At 72.1% G+C, this 18,984-nt stretch carries 14 protein-coding genes and 1 pseudogene; 10 read left to right on the top strand and 5 right to left on the bottom strand.

The features are described from left to right. Nucleotides 1–61 precede the first annotated feature (61 nt). Nucleotides 62–1,603, bottom strand: coding sequence for a PucR family transcriptional regulator (locus tag FHR82_RS23285; protein WP_184812639.1), 1,542 nt, complete (start codon nucleotides 1,601–1,603; stop codon nucleotides 62–64). 60 nt (nucleotides 1,604–1,663) lie between these two features. Here FHR82_RS23285 and FHR82_RS23280 point away from each other — a divergent pair, with 60 nt between their 5' ends. From FHR82_RS23280 to FHR82_RS23260, 5 genes are all read left to right on the top strand, one after another. Continuing rightward, a complete protein-coding gene (locus tag FHR82_RS23280) occupies nucleotides 1,664–2,767 on the top strand; it encodes an S-methyl thiohydantoin desulfurase family protein (protein ID WP_184812638.1) in 1,104 nt (367 codons plus the stop codon). After that, nucleotides 2,760–4,271, top strand: a complete 1,512-nt coding sequence (locus FHR82_RS23275) for a hydantoinase/oxoprolinase N-terminal domain-containing protein (RefSeq protein WP_184812637.1) — start codon at nucleotides 2,760–2,762, stop codon at nucleotides 4,269–4,271. Before FHR82_RS23280 ends, FHR82_RS23275 begins: the two co-directional genes overlap by 8 nt. A gap of 4 nt (nucleotides 4,272–4,275) precedes the next feature. Beyond that, the gene (locus FHR82_RS23270; RefSeq protein WP_184812636.1) at nucleotides 4,276–5,589 is read left to right on the top strand and encodes a purine-cytosine permease family protein; all 1,314 of its coding nucleotides are present in this window, start codon (nucleotides 4,276–4,278) and stop codon (nucleotides 5,587–5,589) included. A gap of 147 nt (nucleotides 5,590–5,736) precedes the next feature. Next, complete coding sequence (locus FHR82_RS23265) at nucleotides 5,737–7,359, top strand: hydantoinase/oxoprolinase N-terminal domain-containing protein (protein ID WP_184812635.1); 1,623 nt, start codon at nucleotides 5,737–5,739, stop codon at nucleotides 7,357–7,359. Next, complete coding sequence (locus FHR82_RS23260) at nucleotides 7,352–8,410, top strand: S-methyl thiohydantoin desulfurase family protein (RefSeq protein ID WP_184812634.1); 1,059 nt, start codon at nucleotides 7,352–7,354, stop codon at nucleotides 8,408–8,410. Before FHR82_RS23265 ends, FHR82_RS23260 begins: the two co-directional genes overlap by 8 nt. 66 nt (nucleotides 8,411–8,476) lie before the next feature. On the opposite strand, the pseudogene FHR82_RS23255 reads toward FHR82_RS23260, so the two are convergent. Continuing rightward, a pseudogene (locus tag FHR82_RS23255) lies at nucleotides 8,477–8,797 on the bottom strand (mycothiol transferase); the annotation flags it as partial. Between the two features lie 258 nt (nucleotides 8,798–9,055). On the opposite strand from FHR82_RS23255, the gene FHR82_RS23250 reads away from it, so the two are divergent. Continuing rightward, nucleotides 9,056–9,253, top strand: a complete 198-nt coding sequence (locus FHR82_RS23250) for a hypothetical protein (protein WP_184812633.1) — start codon at nucleotides 9,056–9,058, stop codon at nucleotides 9,251–9,253. Nucleotides 9,254–9,336: 83 nt separating this feature from the next. Here FHR82_RS23250 and FHR82_RS23245 read toward each other — a convergent pair whose 3' ends face one another. Continuing rightward, complete coding sequence (locus FHR82_RS23245) at nucleotides 9,337–10,242, bottom strand: LysR family transcriptional regulator (protein ID WP_184812632.1); 906 nt, start codon at nucleotides 10,240–10,242, stop codon at nucleotides 9,337–9,339. A gap of 124 nt (nucleotides 10,243–10,366) precedes the next feature. Here FHR82_RS23245 and FHR82_RS23240 point away from each other — a divergent pair, with 124 nt between their 5' ends. Together FHR82_RS23240 and FHR82_RS23235 are read left to right on the top strand one after the other, a co-directional pair. Further along, complete coding sequence (locus tag FHR82_RS23240) at nucleotides 10,367–11,539, top strand: CaiB/BaiF CoA transferase family protein (RefSeq protein WP_184812631.1); 1,173 nt, start codon at nucleotides 10,367–10,369, stop codon at nucleotides 11,537–11,539. A 1-nt stretch (nucleotide 11,540) separates the two neighbouring features. Next, nucleotides 11,541–12,800, top strand: a complete 1,260-nt coding sequence (locus tag FHR82_RS23235) for an SLC13 family permease (protein ID WP_184812630.1) — start codon at nucleotides 11,541–11,543, stop codon at nucleotides 12,798–12,800. Nucleotides 12,801–12,875: 75 nt separating this feature from the next. Here the strand turns inward: FHR82_RS23235 and FHR82_RS23230 are convergent, their stop codons facing one another. Further along, nucleotides 12,876–14,018 (bottom strand): ROK family transcriptional regulator, encoded by a 1,143-nt coding sequence (locus tag FHR82_RS23230; RefSeq protein ID WP_184812629.1) that lies wholly within the window; start codon nucleotides 14,016–14,018, stop codon nucleotides 12,876–12,878. An 88-nt stretch (nucleotides 14,019–14,106) separates the two neighbouring features. On the opposite strand from FHR82_RS23230, the gene FHR82_RS23225 reads away from it, so the two are divergent. Next, entirely contained in the window at nucleotides 14,107–15,375 is a 1,269-nt protein-coding gene (locus FHR82_RS23225) for a DUF1479 domain-containing protein (RefSeq protein WP_184812628.1), read from the top strand. A 15-nt stretch (nucleotides 15,376–15,390) separates the two neighbouring features. On the opposite strand, the gene FHR82_RS23220 is transcribed toward FHR82_RS23225, so the two are convergent. Continuing rightward, nucleotides 15,391–15,705 (bottom strand): DUF1905 domain-containing protein, encoded by a 315-nt coding sequence (locus FHR82_RS23220; protein ID WP_221464204.1) that lies wholly within the window; start codon nucleotides 15,703–15,705, stop codon nucleotides 15,391–15,393. Nucleotides 15,706–16,005: 300 nt separating this feature from the next. Here FHR82_RS23220 and FHR82_RS23215 point away from each other — a divergent pair, with 300 nt between their 5' ends. Then, nucleotides 16,006–18,969: a 3-keto-alpha-glucoside-1,2-lyase-like domain-containing protein gene (locus FHR82_RS23215; protein WP_184812627.1), complete on the top strand. Its 2,964-nt coding sequence runs from the start codon at nucleotides 16,006–16,008 to the stop codon at nucleotides 18,967–18,969. The last annotated feature ends 15 nt before the right edge of the window (nucleotides 18,970–18,984 follow it).

The raw sequence follows: 18,984 nt of genomic DNA, 5'->3' as shown, positions 1-18,984 counted from the left end.
CGAACACCGCGGGTGACGCCCACCACCCGCCAAGCGCGAGGACGCGGAGGGAAGGGGTGGGTCAGCGCATCAGCCAGGCACGGCAAGCGAGCTGCAACGCCAGCCGCTGCTCGGCGTCGTTGAGGTCGAGGTGCAGCATGGCGGTGATCTTGCGCAGCCGGTAGGCGATCGTCTGCGGGTGCACGTTGAGGTCCTTCGCCGCCTTGGCCGGCGAGCTCTGGTGGTCCAAATAGGACTGCAGGGTCCGGATGGCGTCCTCCGCGGCCTGCGCCCCCAGTTCGGCGAGCGGGGCGAGCATGTCGTCCACGGAGGCGCGGGTGGTGTCGGAGGCGTACCACTCGACCAGCATGCGGTTCAGGCCGAGGGCGTCGATCGCGATGATGTCGCGCGGCGGCGTGGACTGGCGGGTGGCCGCGAGCGCCGCCCGCGCGTCGGTCGCGGACGTGCGCAGGCCTTCCGCCCTGCGGTACACGCCACCGATGCCGCACCGGATCACCAGCCCGGGGAACCGGTCCCTGGCCGCGGCCAGCGCGGCGGTCGCGGCGCGGTGCGCGACACGGGCCGCCGACGGGCCGGGCCTGGTGCCGGTGGTGCGCACCAGGAGCACGTCGCCGCCGATGCGGGTGCCGTGCCAGCTGTCGGCGGCATCAGGCCCGCCGTCGGCCAGCACCGTGTCCAGTGCGCTGTTGCCGACGGCCTCGGACCGGTCCGGGGCGCCGTCCGCCGCGGCGGCGTCGGTCCGCGACGAGGACAGCTCGAACCTCAGCACCTGGTGCCAGCCGTCCACGGCGAGACCGAGCGCCCTGGCCCTGGCCACGAGCGGCGCGCGTTCCGGCTCCGGCGCGAGGAGCAGTTCGCCGAGCAGCCTGCCCCGGTCGTGGATCGGCGCGAGGTCGGTCCGCCTGCTCCGCGCGACCGCCCGCGCGTACGCGTCCGCGGCGAGCTGCACCACGGTTCGGGCCGCCACCACCCAGGCGGCACGGGCCTGCTCGGGCACCGTGGCCGTGACGTAACCGTCGGCGACGCCGTCCACCTCGACGAGTGCGGCGGGTTCTGCGTGGCCGGGCGCGCGGACCGCGACCTCGGTGGCGAGGGCCTCGGCCGCGGCGGCGAGTACCGCCTCGGCCGTGTCCGCCGTGGCGATGAGCCTGCGCGCGGCGTCGACCCTGGCCAGGGCGGCGGCGGTGTCCCCGCTGAGCACCCGCGCGACGGCGACCACGAGCCGGGTCGGCTCGGCGCCGGGCGGTGCCACGAGGAGCGCGAGCGCGCACCGGTCGGCGATGCGCCGCGCGGTCGGCTCGACCGTGTCGGCGTCGACACCGGTGAGGACCACGGCCGCCGCACCGGTGGCGGCCGTGTCCCGGAGTACGACGTCGAACTGGTGGCCCTGTGCCAGCGCGGACACCGCGGGGGCCACGACCGCCACCTCGTCGGCGTCGAGTGCGCGCAGTTCCCGCAGGTCGGCGATCACCCGCACCGAACGCACGACCCTGGCCGCGTCGCCGGCGAGCAGCGTCAGCGACGTGAGCTCCGGCGCGGACAGGAGCTCACCCACGCTGGACCCGCCGGCCAGCTCCTCGATTTGTGGTTGCGCGACAAACACGACCGAATTCCTGTCGTACGAAACTAAACACGCTGCGTGACAGGCTACTAGCATGGCTTGGTGGATTTCGACAAGGGCAACCTTGCCGCGTTCGCCAAGGGGTGCGACGTCCTCGGCGCCGGCGGGGGCGGGCCGGCAGGCCAGACGTTACCCGCGGCGCTGCACGCGGTCGCCGAACACGGACCGGTACGCGTGGTCGAGCTAACCGAGCTCCCCGACGACGAACTGGTGATGCCGTGCGCGTTACTCGGCGCGCCGGACGTGTACGTGGAGCGCATCGGCACCGGCCGTGAGTCGGTCGTCATCCGCCGCCAGGTCGAGGCCCACTTCGACCGCCGCGTCGCGGCACTGATGTGCACCGAGGTCGGCGGCAGCAACGGCCCCATGTCGGTCGCGTTCGCGGCCCACGCCGGCCTGCCCCTGCTGGACGCCGACGGCATGGGCCGCGCGTTCCCCGGCATCGAGCAGGTCGCCATGCAGGTCGCCGGGATCCCCGCCAGCCCGTCGGTGCTCGCGGACGAGCACGACCGCGTGGTCCTGGTGCGGGCCGAGTCCGGCGAGTGGCTGGAACGGCTCGCGCGCAACGTCGCGACGGCGTTCGGCAACCGAGGGGTGAGCAGCGAGTACGTGATGACCGTCGACCAGGCCGACGGCGCCGTCGTCGACGGCTCGATGACCAAGGCGCTCCGGATCGGGACCGTGCTCGAGGAGGCCGTGCGCGACGGGCACTCGACGAGGTCCGCCGTCGCGCGGCTCGCCGAGGAGTTCGGCGGCGCCCGGCTGGCCGAGTGCCGGGTGACCGGCGTGCACCCGATCAAGAACAAGGCCACCGCCGCGCTCGCCACCAACACCCGCCGGACGATCCTGCTGGAGGGCGTCAACCGCGACGACGGCCGCTGGCTGCGCCTCGAGGCCGGGCACGAGTACCACGCGGTGCTCGAGGACGGCGAGCTGCTGGCGGCGACACCGGACGTCATCACCCTGTTCGACATCCACGGCGGCGAGCCCGTACCGGTGCCGGAGCTGCGGTACGGGCTGCGGGTCGTGGTGCTCGCGCTGCCGAGCCCGCCTTCGTGGCAGCGGCCGGAAGGCCTGGCGCTCGTCGGGCCGCGCGCGTTCGGCCTGTCCCTCGACTACTCCCCACTGGCGGCCGACGATGTCTGACCTCGCACACCACACGGGCGGCTACCGGCTCGGGATCGCGTTGGACGGCGACGAAGTCGCGGGCGCGCTGGTGGACGTCCACGGCACGGTCGTCGCCGTCACGACGCGGCGGCTGACCGGGAAGCCGACCCCCGACGACGCGCTGCACGCGGCGCTGGCACCGTTGCTCGCGCACGCCGAGGTGGACGGCGGCGGTACGGCAGGCGACATCGACCGGGTCCTGTTCGCGATCAGCGAGCTGGACGACGTCGTGGTGGAGCCCGACACCGATGGCTCGGCGCCGCAGGAGACGTGGACCGGCGGGCACGGGCCGGTCGCGGCGGTCCGGCTGGGCGCGGCCACGACCGCCGTGCCCCCGCTCGCACTGTGGCCGCCGGAGTTCCGGGACCGGGTGGTGCTCGCCAGCACGTGTGTGAGCGGTGGCGCGCGGCTGGACGGCACCGAGCTGGAACCGTTGGACGAGGCCGGTCTCGCCGCGTTCGCGCGGACGGTGGCGGGCAAGGTCGAGGCCGTCGCGGTCACCGGGGTGTTCGCCACCCTCACCCCCGACCACGAGCTGGCCGCGGCCGCGGTGCTGGAACGGGAGCTCGGCGGCCGCGTGCGGATCGTGCTGTCGCACGAGATCGGCGGCAGCGGCCTGCTCGAACGCGAGAACGCGACGGTGCTGCAGGCCGTGATGACACCACCGGCCTGCCGGGACGCCGAGCGGTTGCAGCAGGTCCTGGTGGCGCACGGCCTCGGGCACGCGGAGGTCTTCTTCGCTCGCAACGACGGCACGATCATGGCGATCGACTACGCCGCGACGCACCCGCTGGCGCTGTACGGCGGCGCGGCGGCGGCGACGGTCCGCGGCACGGCGCTGCTCGCCGGTGAACAGGACACGCTCGTGGCGCTGACCCGCGCGGACGGCACCGCCCCCTCGATCGGCGCGGTCACGGCGGGCCTGCCGAGGCTGACCTCGGGGCACACGACGATCGCCGGGGTGCCGACCAGTCTGCGCATGGTCGCGCAGGTCCCGGTCCGGCCCGACGGCGCGCGCTGCGACACCCGTGCGCTGACCGAGGCGATCGACCGGGCGAAGGTCGCGCCGACAGACCTGCCCCTGCTGCTCGGCGGCCCGGGCGCGGAAGAACTCGCGGCTACCCTGCCACCCCACCTCGCGGGCACCGTCAGCGTCCGGTGTCCGCCGTGGGCGGCGGCCGCGGCGGCGGTCGGGGTCGCCACCGCGCCGGTCGGTGGCGAGGCGAGACGCATCCTGGCGTTGAGCGACGACGATGCCTCCGTGGTGCGGGAAACCGTGGACGAGGCGGCCCGCGTCGCCGCGGTCCGCGCCGGGGCGGATCCGCAGCGCGCCAGGGCGAAGCTGCGCGAGGAGACGCCGTTGAGCTACCTCGCCGAACCCGCCGTCGCGCTCCTCGCCCGCGCCGAGGGACCACCGAGATCCGCGGTCCCGGCGGGCCGCCCCCGACCGACGACCGTGCCGCTCGAAGAGAACGGGATCTGACCCGATGCTGGGTGCCGACGACCACGCCCTGGACCGCGTGCCCGCGACGGGCCGCTACCCGTGGTGGACCGTTGCCGTGCAACGTTTCGGACAGCTGTCCGACCTGACCGTGTTCCTGCTCGGCGCCACGCTCGGCGCCGGGATGGGCTTCTGGGGCGCGTTCTGGTCGCTCACCCTCGGCTCGGTGATCCTCGAGGTGGTCGCGATCTTCGCGGGCATCGCCGGTGTCCGGGAAGGACTGTCCACATCGGTCCTCGCGCGGTGGACCGGGTTCGGGAGGTCCGGGTCCGCGTTGATCGGGCTGGTCGTCGCGACGAGCCTGATCGGCTGGTTCGGCATCCAGAACGCGATCTTCGCCGAGGGGCTGCACGCGCTGGTCGACGGCGTGCCCGTGTGGCTGTGGTCGATCGTGACCGGGCTCGCGGTGACCGCGCTCGTGGTGTTCGGGTTCCGGTGGATGGCGTGGATCGCCTACCTCACGGTGCCCGCGTTCCTGTTGCTGGCCGGCTGGTCGGTCATCGGCGAGCTGTCCGACCACAGCCTCGGCGACCTGCTCGGCACCGCGGGTTTCGGCGAGCCGATGTCCATCGCGACCGGCGCCACGATCGTGGCGGGCTCCTACATCGCGGGCGCGGTGCTCACCCCGGACATGACGCGGTTCAACCGGTCCACCGGGGACGTCGTGAAGCAGACCGTCGTCTCGATCACGCTGGGCCAGTACGTGCTCGGCCTGGTCGGTGTCATCCTCGCGTACGCGATCCGGTCGGCCGACGTGGTCACGATCTTCGCGGCGACGTCCGGGACCATCGGCGTGATCATCCTCGTGTCGGCGACCGTGAAGATCAACGACTGGAACCTGTACAGCTCCTCGCTCGGGTTCGTCAACACACTGTCCACAGTGTTCGGTGTGCGGGTGAACCGGGTCGTGGCGACGATCGCGATCGGCGTGCTCGGCACGGCGCTGTCAGCGTTGGGCATCCTCGACCGGTTCGCCGACTTCCTCACCGTCCTCGGTGTCACGCTGCCGCCGATCGCGGGCATCATGGTGGCCGAGTACTTCCTGGTGCGCCGCTGGCGTCCCGCGCTCGACGAGTCCCGCGAGCACGGCAGACTCCCGGCGACCGAACCGGGCTGGGTGCCTGCCACGCTGGTGATCTGGGCCGGTGCCGCGCTGCTGGGCTGGTGGACCGAGCAGGAGCAGATCGGCATCCCCGCGCTCAACTCCCTCGTGGTGGCGGGTGTCGTGTACCTGGCCGCGGGCAAGGCCGGGCTGGTGCGCGGCACCAAAGAGCTGGCAGTCGAGAAGGGCGCCGAGTAGAGCGTGCCCTATGGATCTTTGTGCACAGTCTTGGCCTGATCGGCAGTTACCTCAGGGGAACGTGACGGCGCTCAGCCACCAACCGCCTGCGGTCCGCCGGGTTCGCTGGGTCGGGACCAACACTTTGAAGTTCGGGGAGGCGGAACAGTGCGCATCGGCATCGACGTCGGGGGCACCAACACGGACGCGGTGCTGATCGCGGGCCGCCACGACGAGGACGTGCGGGTCGTGGCGGCGGTGAAGACCCCGACGACAGAAGACGTCACGACCGGAGTGCTCACCGCGATCGGCGAGCTGCTCGCGGACGCACCGGACGGGTTCGAGCGCGCTGAGATCACCGCGGTCATGATCGGCACGACGCACTTCACCAACGCGGTGGTGGAGGCCCGCCGCCTCACCCCGACCGCGGTCGTCCGCCTCGGGCTGCCCGCGACCACCGCGCTCCCACCACTGACCGGCTGGCCGGCGCGGCTGCGCACGGCCGTCGGCGACCGGTGGTACCTGTGCCACGGCGGCTACGAGTACGACGGCAGCCAACTGTCCACTTTGGACCCCGACGAGCTGCGGCGGGCCGCGGCCGACCTCGCGGCGGCCGGGGTGCGCTCGGTCGCCGTCTCGTCGGTGTTCGCGCCGGTGAACGGGACCATGGAGGACGAGGCGGCGGAGCTCCTGCGCGACGAGGTGCCGGAGCTGCGGGTGTCCTGCTCGCACGAGTTCGGCCGGATCGGGTTGCTGGAGCGGGAGAACGCGACCGTGCTCAACGCGGCGCTGGTCGACCTGGCCGACGAGCTCGTGGACGCGCTGACCGGCGCGCTCGCCGACGCGGGCATCACCGCACCGCTGCTGCTCAGCCAGAACGACGGCACGCTCATGGACGTGGAGTACGGCAGGCGAATCCCCGCGGCGACGTTCGCGTCCGGGCCGACGAACTCCATGCGTGGCGCCGGCTTCCTCTCCGGTGTCGCGGACTGCGCCGTGATCGATGTCGGCGGCACCACCACCGACATTGGCGTGCTCGTCGGCGGCTTCCCCCGCGAGACCACCTCGACCACCGACGTGGCGGGCATCCGCACGAACTGGCGGATGCCCGACGTGCTGTCGCTCGGCATCGGCGGCGGCAGCCTCGTCCGGCACTTCTCCGACGGCGAGAAGACCACGGTCGGACCGGACAGCGTCGGCTTCGCGCTGCCCAGCAGGGGCCTGGTGTTCGGCGGTGACACGCTCACGCTGACCGATGTGGCCGTCGCCGCGGGACTGACCAGGGTCGGGACGACGACCGCACTGGTCCGCCGCTTCGACCAGGCCAGGGCGCGGGCGGTGCTGGCGGCCACCGCCGAACGGATCGCCGACGCGGTGGACCGGATGCGCACCTCCCCCGGCCCGCTCCCGGTGGTCCTCGTCGGCGGCGGCAGCGTGGTGCTGCCGGACACGCTCCCCGGACTGCCCGACGTGCGGCGGCCGGAGCACGCCGACGTGGCCAACGCGATCGGCGCGGCGATCGCCAAGGTGGGCGGTGAGCTCGACCGGGTCGTCCCGATCGCCGACGGCACCCGCGTGCGGGTGCTCACCGAACTGAAGGCAGAGGCGGTCGCGCGGGCCGAGGCCGCCGGGGCCCGTCCTGGCAGCGTCGAGATCGTCGAGATCGACGAGGTGCCGCTCGCCTACCTGCCCGGCGGCGCCACGCGGGTGCGGGTGAAGGCGGTCGGCGACCTGGACCTCGACCGCGTCCAGGCGCCGGTGTCCCGGCAGGTCGGGGTGTCCTGTGCGTGAGATCGACGTCGCCGACCTCGACGACATCGCCCGTGGCGCCGGGATCCTCGGCACGGGTGGCGGCGGCGACCCCTACCTCGGCAGGCTCCTCGCCGAGGCGGCGATCACCCGGCACGGCCCGGTCACGCTGGTCGCGGTCGACGAGGTCCCGGCCGACGCGGTGGTCGTGCCCGTGTCGATGCTCGGCGCGCCGACGGTCGGCACCGAGAAACTGCCGAACGGCACCGAGACGCTCGCCGCGCTGCGTGCGCTGGAACAGGCGAGGGGCATCTCGGCGACCCACCTGGTGGCGATCGAGATCGGCGGCATGAACTCGTTGGTGCCACTGGCCCTCGCCGCCGAGACCGGGCTGCCCGTCGTCGACGGCGACGCGATGGGCAGGGCGTTCCCCGAAGCGCAGATGGTGCTGCCGACGCTCGCCGGCATCCCGGCGAGCCCCATGGCCGTCGCCGACGACAAGGGCAACACGCTCACGGTGAACGCGGTCTCCAACCTGTGGGCCGAGCGGATCGCGCGCGCCGCCTGCGTCGCCACCGGGTGCTCGGTGTACACCGCCGACACCGTGATGACCGGCGCGCAGCTGCCCGACGGGCTGGTCGCGGGCACCCTCACCCTCGCCGCCCGCCTCGGCGCCGCGGTCCGCACCGCACGCGCCGACCACGCGAACCCGATCACGGCGGTCACCGACCTCGCAGGCGGCGTCCACCTGATCACCGGCAAGGTCACCGACGTGCACCGCACCACCACCGGCGGCTTCGGCCGCGGGGGCGCCACCATCGTGGGCACGGACGCGGAGCTGCGCCTGTCGTTCCAGAACGAGTACCTCCTGGCGACGCGCCACGACGAGGTGCTGGCGACGACCCCGGACCTGATCTGCGTGCTGGAGACCGACACCGGCGAACCGGTCACCACCGAGGCGCTGCGGTACGGCAACCGCGTGACGGTGCTGGGCCTGCCCTGCGACCCGAGGTGGACCACACCGGCGGGTCTGGAGCTCGTCGGCCCGCGTTACTTCGGCTACGACTGCGACTACCGCGGCCTCCCCCGCTGACGCGAGGCGCCCGACCCCGAGGTCCGACGATGGAGTGGCTGCTCACCATCGCCGAGCTCTGACGTGTCAGCGGCCGGTGCCGCCGTCGATCAGCTCGCGGAGGATGTCGGCGTGCCCCGCGTGCCGCGCGGTTTCCTCGATCAGGTGGGTGAGCGTCCAGCGCCGGGACGCGGACCGGCGCGGGCCCGGTGCCGTGAGGTCTTCCCAGGACGCGATCGCCGCGTTCGCCTCGGCGACGGTTTTCCGGTACGTGGCAAGGATCGTGCCGGTGGTGTCGTCGGCCGAGGGGTGGAAGGTGGCCTGCCAGTCGGTCACCCTGTGGCCCAGCAGCCAGTGCCGCTCCACGTGGGTGAGGTGCTTGACCAGGCCGAGCAGGTTCGTGCCCGACCGCCGCGCTGCTAACGGACAATGTCCACACGGCCCCGGACATCGTGCAGGACTGCTACGAGGCGGTGTGGCGGCTGCGGCCAGGGATCACCGACACCGAACACCTCGTCGCGTACCTGCGCAGGGCCGTCATCAACCGGGGTCCCGGTTGCTCCGCTACTACTGCGGTCTGTCCGAAGTGGAGACCGCGGCCGTCGGGGGACGACGTCGCCGCCCGTCGCGAGCACGCCGACCGGGACCGGGCCCGCGGCCGGCGAGGTGTACTACCTGCTGCGGCTGACCGACCTCGGTGCGGGCGGGGTGATCCGCGAACAGCAGGTCTGGCAGCCGCGGGACCGGGCCGGTGCGTGGCGCCAGGCAGTCGTCCAGGGCACGGTGATCGAGGACGGCCGGGTCGTGCCGGGCGGTGGCGAGGTCGACGCGCCAGAGGGCGGTGTCCGCTTACGGTGGCCGTGATCTTCGACGCGGACGACCGCTACCTCGGCTCACCGAAGGAAGCGGTGCGCCACGGCGTGGCACCCGGGCTCGGCGAGCCGCCGTCACGGATGCTCGACTGACGCCGCACGGTCGGCCAGCTCGTCCGCCCTGGCCTTGATGAGCCTGCGGACGATGAGCGCGGCCCTGGAGGGCTGGCTGTCCTTGCGCTGCACCAGGCACAACCGGATCGGGGCCGCGTCGCGCACGGGCAGCCAGACCACGTCGGGGATGTCCGCCGACGTGTCGAAGCCGCCGAGCAGCCCGAGCCCGGCACCCTGCGCGACCATCACCTTCAGGGTGCGGGCGGACATGGCCTGGACGACGACGTCCGGGCGGGGCACGTGCCGGTGCAGCACGTCCCACAGCACCGTCCCCGCGCGCATGGTGACGATCGGCCAGCTCGCCAGGTCCGCCCAGTCGACGTGGTCGCGCCCGGCCAGGGGGTGGTCGGCGGGGGCGAGGACGCCGACCGGCGCCGAGATGAGCGGTACCCGGTGCAGGCCGGCCCGCGCCGGGTGCGATGGCGTCGTGATCACCCCGAAGTCCAGGTCGCCCGCCAGCACGGCGGCCTCGATGTCGGCCGAGGCGCCCTCGCGGACGGTGAACCGCAGGCCGGGCCGGTGCGCGCGCAGGTGGCCGACGACCGGCGCGATGATCGTCTCCGCGGTCACCGACACCCCGCCGATGTGCACCCCGCCCGCGTAGGCGCCGCCCGACTCCGTGGCCGACTCGCGCACCGCCTCCTCAGCCGCCACCAGCCTGCGCAGCGGCTCCAGCAGCGCCTGGCCTGCCGCGGTCGGGCGGACCCCGCGGCGGCTGCGGGTCATCAGGACCACGTCGAGCTCCTCCTCGAGGAGCGCGATCTGCTGGCCGACGGTCGGCTGGCTCACCCCGCACCGGGCCGCCGCCGAACGCAACGACCCGGTCTCCACGGCGGCCAGGAAGTACCGCGCCCGCTCGACCCGCATCCCGACACTATAAAGCCGGAACCTTTCACCGGTGAGTGACGAAGCCGTGTTCCCGGGGCGGGCGTTGCCCCGGCATGGTGTGGTGACCTGCGGAGACCCTCACGACCGTGTGAAAGGAATATGCGTGGCGAGCAACGGACCACTGAGCGGTGTGCGCGTCCTGGACATGTCGACGATCCTCGCCGGCCCGCTGGCGTCGTCGCTGCTCGGCGAGTTCGGCGCCGAGGTGATCAAGATCGAGCACCCCGACGGCGGTGACCCGGCGCGGCACTACCCACCGCTCGAGGACGGGCTCTCGGCCGCGTGGGCGATGGTCGGCCGCGGCAAGCGCAGCGTGACGGTCGACCTGCACCACCCGGAGGCGGCGCGGCTGGTCGGGCGTCTCGCCGAGGGCGCGGACGTGGTGGTGACCAACTTCCGCCCGACGACGCTGCGCCGGTTCCGCGTGGACTTCGACGACCTCCGCGCCTACCGGCCCGACCTCGTGATGGTGCACGTGAGCGCCTTCGGCCGCACCGGGCCCTACGCCGAGCGCCCCGGGTTCGCCCGGGTCGCGGAGGCGTTCGCCGGGCTCACCTACCGCACCGGTGACCCCGACGGGCCGCCGGTGTTCGCCGGCTACCCCGTCGCCGACGGCGTCACCGGCATGTACGCCGCGTTCGCCGCGATGCTGGCGCTGCGCCAGCGCGACCGCACCGGCGAGGCCCAGCTGGCCGACATCCCGCTGTACGAACCGCTGCTGCGGATGATGGAGGACTTCGTCGTCGAGTACGGCGCCACGGGCAACTCCCGCGAGCGACAGGGCAACCAGAACCCGCACATCAGCCCCAACAGCCTCTACCGGACCCGCGACGGCCGGTGGCTCGCGCTGCCCGCGTCGACCGAGCAGATGTGGCGGCGGCTGGTCGCGGTCATGGACGCGCCGGACCTCGCCGTGCACGACTCGATGACCGCCCGGCTCGAGCACCGCGAGGAGATCGAGGCGCGGGTCGCCGGGTTCGTCGCCGCCCGCGACCTCGAACCACTGATGGACACGCTCGTCGCCGCCGGGGTGGCCGCGGGCCCGGTGAACTCGGCGGCGGACCTGTGCGCCGACCCGCACATCCGCGCGCGCGGTTCCGTGACGGCCGTGGCGGGCCGGCTCATGCAGGCGCCCGCCGGGCGCTTCTCCGGCTTCGACGGTGTCGTCGGCGCCGGTGCCCCGGCCCTCGGCGAGCACACCGCGGACGTGCTGCGGGACCTCGCCGGGCTGGCCGGACCGGAGATCGACGAGTTGCGCCACAAGGGAGTGGTCTGACATGGCAGTCGCGTCCATCATCGTGCTGGTCGCCCTGTTCGCGGCGACGCTGCTGCCGAGGTTCGACCTCGGCAGCGCCGCGCTCGCGGCGGCGTTCCTGCTCGGTCTGGCGGCCGGGGTGCCGACGGACGAGGTGACCGGGTTCTTCCCGGCCGACTTCTTCGTGCTCATCGTCGGCGTCACGGCGTTGTTCGCGGTCGCCCACCTCAACGGGACGCTCGACTGGCTGCTCGACCTGCTGTTGCGGCTGGTCGGTGGACGCGCGGTGCTGGTGCCGCTGGTCCCGTTCGTCATCGGCGCGGTGCTGACCGCGGTCGGCACGCTGCCCGCCGCCGCGACCGCGATCGTCGCGCCCATCGCGCTCGGGCTCGCCGCGCGCTACCGGTACTCGCCGCTCGTCGCCGCGGTCCTGGGCGTCACCGGCATCATCAGCGGCCTGCTCTCACCGCTCGCCGTCTACGGCGTGTCCGCACGCGGGCAGGGTGACAAGCTCGGTCTCGGCCTGCCGTCGTCGGCGCCGGTGTCGTTCCTGCTCGGCGGCCTGCTGACCGGTGTGGTCGTGTGCGTGGTGTGCCTGGTGATCGGCGTAGGCACCGGTGCCGTGCCGCGCGGCCGCGTCACCACTCCGGCGGCAGGCCGCGGACTGTCCGATGTGGACTCCGAGACACCGGCCGCGGGCATGGGTGCCCGCGCGCTCACCCTCGCGTGCATGCTCGCCGTCGTCGTCCTGTCGGTCGGCTTCGACATGAACGTGGGCTACCTCGGCCTGACCGCGGCCGTGTTGCTGCAACTGGTGCTGAAACTGGCGCCCGGCGCGGTCGTGTCGAAGATCCCGTGGGGCGTGGTCCTGCTGATCGGCGGACTGCTGACCTATGTGGGGCTGATGCAGCACCTGGGTGCCTTCGAGAAGATCAGCGACCTGCTGCGGATCGAGGGCTCGCCGAGCCTCAGCCTGCTGGTGCTGTGCTACATCGCGGGTGTCACGTCGTTCGCCGCCAGCTCCATCGCGGTCTTCGTCACCACCATGCCCCTGCTGCCAACACTGGTCGCCGACGGCGTCTCCCCCGTCGGCGCCGTCCTCGCCCTCGCGCTGGCCTCGATCCTCGTCGACATCAACCCGCTCGGCATCACCGGCGGCCTCATCCTCGGTGCCGCGGAACCGTCGGCCCGGCCTCGGCTGTTCCGCCAGCTGTTGACCTACGGCCTCATCTCGATCGTGGTCGCGCCCCCGATCGCGTGGCTCGCGTTCGGGTGGTGGTGAGCCCAGGACGGGGGCACGCTCCTCCTGCGACGGCCACCCGTTCGGTCCGGACCGCCGTCCCGGCCTCACGGCGATTCAGCGTGCCGGGGTCGCCGTCGCCGAAACCGCCGTCGTAGCGACGATCGCGGCTCGGAGGCGTTCGACGGCAGTGGCGCGGGCGCCGGTCAGGTGGGGGTCGGTGACGCGGGCCGCGACCACCGGCACGTGGCGCGCTTCCCCGGCCAACCGTGCCGCCACGTCGGGCACCAGGTCCGGGCCCCAGTCGCCGCCGAGTACCGCGATTTCCGGGTCCACCAGGGAGATCGCGGCCAGCAGGGCACCGCACACGGCCGTCGCGAGCACCGCGCGCGGCGACGCGGCGGCGGCACCGGTGACAGCGGTGCGCAGTGCGGCGACGTCGATGGCGGTGGACGACGGGCGGCGCAGGCCGAGACCGGCGAACACCTCCGTGAACGGCATGGCTCTTCCGCCCGGGCCAGCCGTGTACAGGTGGGCGATCTCGCCTGCCAGGCCGCCGTGGCCGCGGCGGACCTCGCCGTCGCTGACGACCGCGCAGCCCAGCCCCTCGCCAAGGTGGAGGTAGACGAAGTCGCGCACGCCCGTCGCGCGGCCGCCGGCCATCTCGGCCCGTGCTGCCCAGTTCACGTCGTTGTCCACCAGGACCGGGCCGTCGACGTGTGGTGCGAGGAGCGGGACCGGGGCGAGTTCGCCCACCAGGAACGGGGCGTCCGGCAGGTGGACGAGTGCGCCCGTGCGGCGGTCGACCGGGTCCGCGGCGCTGACGACCGCCGTGCGCAGTCCGCCGGTGACCTGGCCTGCCAGTGTGCCGGCGACCTCGGCGAGCACCTGCGCGGTCCTTGCCTCGCCCGCGTCGCGGTCGAGTGGCGTGGACGTACGCGCGAGCACCGCGCCGAAGGCGTCCACCGCCTCGCCTGCCACCCCGTGCGGGGCGATCTCCACCACGAGCGCGGCACCGATGTCGGTGGCCAGGGAGTAGTACGAGCCGATCCGCCCCCGGCCGGTCGTCCGCTCGCCGGTGTCCACCAGCAGCCCGGACTCGGTGAGCCGGCGGACGCTGTCGGAGATGGTCGGCTTGGAGATGCCGGTGGCCGCGGCGATCTCGGCACGCGTCGCGCGCTCGCGCCGCATCAGCGTGCGGAGCACGTGCTCGTCGGTCATCGACCGGAGCAGGGCGAGGCGCGGCTTCGCGGTATCCACCCCACCATCCTAGTAAGGAGTGTTGCCTAAATGCCGCCCCTCGGGTTACGTTCATCTCTGGTAAGGAGTCCTCACCAAAGGTGGCCACATGACCGCGACCGTGCCGAACTGGCAGACCACGCCGACCGATCTGGCCGCCGCGATCCGGGAGGTCAAACCCGCGCTGCGGGCCCGCATCGAGGCGTCCGGGCGCGGCATCGACGAGGTGTTCGCCGCGGTGCGGCGCCGGGTCGCGACGCGGGTGGCCGAGATCGACGCGGACCGCGCGGCCGGGGAGAGCGTGTGGCCGGTGATCGACTACACCGACATCGAGAACGGCACCGTCACCTCGGCACAGCTGGACAAGCTGAAGCGGCGCGGCTGCCTCGTCGTGCGCGGCCACTTCGACCGCGACCAGGCCCTCGGCTGGGATGCCGACATCCTCGACTACGTCGAACGCAACCACTTCTTCGAGAACTACCGCGGCCCCGGCGACGACTTCTTCGGCAGCGTGGACTCGAAGCCAGAGATCTTCCCGGTCTACTGGTCCCGCCCGCAGATGCAGGCCCGCCAGAGCGACCGGATGGCCCGCGTCCAGTTCTTCCTGAACTCGTTGTGGCGCCACGAGTCCGACGGCGTCCAGTGGTTCGACCCGGCTCGCGACGCGCTCTACCCGGACCGCATCCGCCGCCGCCCGCCCGGCGCGAACTCCGGCGGTCTCGGCACCCACCTCGACCCCGGCACGCTCGACCTGTGGATGACCCGCGAGTACCAGACCGCGTTCCGCAGGCTGTTCGACGGCGACGTCGAGGCCTACGACCCGTGGGACGCCGCCCACCGCACGACCGGGCCGCAGTACCCCGGGTCGACCATGTGCTCGGCGTTCCGCACCTTCCAGGGCTGGACGGCACTGTCCGACATGGACCACGACCAGGGCGTCCTGCACACGGTGCCCATCCCGGAGGCGATGGCCTACCTGATGCTGCGACCCCTGCTGCGCGACGTGCCCGACGACGACATGTGCGGGGTGACCGTCAACCAGGTCTTCCCGGCAGGCGAGAAGTGGCACCCGGAACTGGTGGGCACACAGGCGGGCATCCCCGACGTGCGCGCAGGCGACTCCGTCTGGTGGCACTGCGACATGATCCACAGCGTCGCCCCGGTCACCGACCAGGAGGGCTGGGGCAACGTCATGTACATCCCCGCCGCACCGTGGTGCCCTCGCAACGAGCGGTACGCGGAGCGGGTGCGCGGCGCCTTCCTGACCGGCGCCAGCCCGTCCGACTTCCCCGCCGAGCACTACGAACGGGACTGGGAAGGCCGCTTCACCGTCGAGGAGCTGAACGAGACCGGCCGCCGCGGTATGGGGTTCGCCTGAGCCTGGCGCACCGGCTCAGAGCTCGATGAGCTCGACCGACACCCTCGCCACGTCCCCCGGTTCGAGGGACTCGGCCGTGCGGACGGCGCGTTTCACCGGCAGCACGTAGCACCCGCTCCCACTCTCCGGGAAGATCGACGTCTTCCAGACACTGCCGCCGAGCACCACCCGCACCCGCACAGAACCGAACCCCCTGGTGTTGCCCGCGAACAGTTCGCGGATGTCCTCGGACGCGTCGGCGGGCAGCCGCACGAACGTCCACGTCTCGGTGCGCCGGGCGTCCCACACCCACAGCTCGGCGTCGAAGTCGATGACCACGGACCGCAGCATCGCACAGACCACCGACAGTCCCGGCCCGGCACATCGACCAGCCGTGCCGACGAGCGCGGGCACGCTGAAGGCCGACCCCGGGCACACGCAGATCCTTTGACACCACCATTCCTGCCGGTCGCCGAACACTGTCGACGCTAGGAAAACGCTTACCTAGGCTATCTGGCTTAGCTTCGGTTGTAAACCTGCTCCAATCGGATGCACTTTCGCAGGTGCTCAACAGTCTTTTGTTGACTTCCGGCGGAAGTTGTCTTCTTCTGTGTGGGACATAGACGTCAGCCACCAAGGAGGTAGGCCTCCATGCGGCAGTCACTCGCTCTGCTCGCTGCGGTCACCATGATCCCGCTCTTACCCGTCCAAGCCTCCGCGCAACCCGACATCCCGCCGCAGGAACCCGGCGTGACGATGCGGGTGTTCGACGTGCAGGTGGTCCTGGACGACTACTGCACGCTCAAGACCGGCCAGACCCCCAACGTCGACAAGCTCATGCCCACGATCGACTGGACCACCTCAGCCGACTTCGGCATGGCGGACCGGTTCGTCACCGAGGTAAGCGGTTACCTCAACATATCCACGGCCGGCCAGTACCACTTCCGGCTCACCAGCGACGACGGTGCCCGGCTGCTGCTCGACGGCACGACCGTGGTCGACCACCCCGGCAGACACGGCGCCACCCCGAAGGACGGCGCCGTCCAGCTGGACACCGGTCTCCGCGCGTTGCGCATCGACCACTTCGACGGCGACTTCGACCAGCGGCTGAAGCTGGAGTGGCAACCGCCCGGCGCGGACGGCTTCACGCTCGTGCCGAACTCGGTGCTGAGCACCGACGCCGACGTCACCCGGGTCACCTCCCCCGGGCGCAAGGAGTGCGAGGGCGTCACCGACTCCCCCGGCGACGGGTTGCCGCTGAACGCGGTGCACCCCGACTACACGCTGACGAACCTGCGTCCGGACGGGTTCGAGCCGCAGGTGACCGGCATGGACTGGCTGCCGGACGGCAGGCTGGCCATCAGCACCTGGGGCGGTGATCGCGAGTCCGTCCTCGGCGAGGTGTACCTGGTCGACGGCGTCAGCGGCAACACCGACCCGTCCAAGGTGACCTACAAGAGGATCGCCGAGACGCTCACCGAGCCGATGGGGCTCAAGTACGTGGACGGCACGATCTACGTGTCCGAGAAGGACGGTCTCACCGCGCTCGTCGACACGAACGGCGACGAGGTCACCGACACCTACCGCAAGGTCGCGACGTGGCCGTTCGGCGGGAACTACCACGAGTTCGCGTTCGGCCTGCTGTACGAGAAGGGGTACTTCTACGTCACCACGGGCATCGCGATGGTGCCCGGCGGCGCGACCGCCGACCCGCAGCCGGTGCCCAACCGCGGCTCCACCTTGAAGATCAACAAGGACACCGGCGAGGTGTCCTATGTGGCTGGCGGGCTGCGCACGCCGAACGGTCTGGGCTGGGGGCCGGGCGGCGACCTGTTCGTCACCGACAACCAGGGCATGTACGTGCCGACGTCGAAGCTGGTGCGCATCAAGCAGGGCGCGTTCTACAACCACCACACGAACCCGGACGGCCCGTACGACGACCAGCCGGTGACCGAGCCGGTGCTGTGGCTGCCGCACGGCGAGATCTCGAACTCGCCGAGCAACCCGCTCATGCTGCCGAACGGGACGTTCAAGGGCCAGATGGTGTTCGGCGACGTCACCTACGGCGGTCTGCAGCGCGCGTACCTGGAGAAGGTCGGCGGCGAGTACCAGGGCGCGGTGTTCCGGATGACGCAGGGCCTGGAGTCCGGGGTGAGCCGGATCAGCCTCGGCCCCGACGGCGCCATCTACACCGGCGGCATCGGCTGGGAAGGCAACTGGGGCCAGGCGGGCAAGCTCAAGCACGGCCTGCAGAAGCTGTCCTTCGACCAGGCCCGCACGTTCGACATCCACTCCATGAAGGCGATCCGCGGCGGGTTCGAGCTGACCTACACCCAGCCGCTGTCCGACGAGACCGCCGCCGACCTCGTCACGAAGTACCGGGCCGAGCAGTGGCGGTACGTGGCGACGCCGCAGTACGGCGGGCCGAAGATCGACCAGGAGGACGTCGAGGTGACCTCGGCGACGCTGTCACGCGACCGCAAGAAGGTCACGCTGAAGCTGGCCGGGCTCAAGCCGGGCCACGTGGTGTACGTGCACTCGCCGCGTCCGTTCGAATCGGCCTCCGGTGCGGAGCTGTGGAGCACCGAGGCGTGGTACACCCTCAACCGGCTGCCCGACGGCACGACCGCGCCGCCGGAGTACGAGGCGGAGTCGGCGCAGCTGGCCGGTGGCACCGGGTGGAACACCAACCACACCGGCTACTCCGGCGCGGGCTTCGTGGACCGCAACTGGGAGCCGGGCAGCAGCACCACGTTCGCGGTCGACGCGGACCGGGCAGGCCGCCACGACATCGCACTGCGGTACGCGAACGGGCAGAACTCCGACCCGAGCCCCACTCCCCGGTCGATGAGCCTGTACGTCAACGGTGTGAAGGTGAAGCAGGTCTGGCTGGCCAGCACGGTCGCGTGGAACAGGTGGGCGAACCACGTGGAGACGGTGCCGCTGCGGAAGGGTGCGAACACGATCTCCTACGTCTACGAGGAGACCGACATCGGCCACGTCAACCTCGACAAGATCACCGTCACGCCGACGAAACGCATCACCCTGTTCGACGGGAAGAACCTCGACGCGTGGGAGAAGACGTCCGGCGGCGCGGCGACGTGGCCGGTCGAAGGCGGCAGCGTCGAGTCGCTCGGCGGCGACATCCGCACGAAGGAGAAGTTCGGCGACTTCCGGTTGCACGCCGAGTGGTACCAGCCGGAGTACCCGCCGGAGGTCACCGGGCAGGCCCGTGGCAACAGCGGGGTCTACATCCAGGAACGCTACGAGATCCAGGTCCTGGAGTCCTACGGGCTGCCCCCGGCGAACAACACGGCAGGCGCGATCTACACGAAGAAGGCGCCGGACGTGAACGCGGCGAAGCCGTCGGGACAGTGGCAGACCTACGACATCGTCTTCCGCGCGGCCCGTTTCGACAACGCGGGCGTCAAGATCGCCGACGCCCGGGTGACGGTCGTGTGGAACGGCAAGGTGGTGCACAACGACGTGGCCATCGACGGCAAGACCGGGAACGGTCAGGCGGAGGGCCCGGCACCGGGCCACCTCCGGCTGCAGGACCACGGTGACCCCGGCGCGAACCCGAGGTTCCGCAACATCTGGATCGAGCGGCTCTAGTTGTGCTGTGTCCAC

Origin of the sequence: Actinophytocola algeriensis (assembly GCF_014203735.1) — a bacterium.
GTDB classification, from domain to species: domain Bacteria; phylum Actinomycetota; class Actinomycetes; order Mycobacteriales; family Pseudonocardiaceae; genus Actinophytocola; species Actinophytocola algeriensis.
The sequence above is the reverse complement of the archived record's forward strand: the minus strand, read 5'-3'. Positions and strand labels throughout refer to the sequence as shown.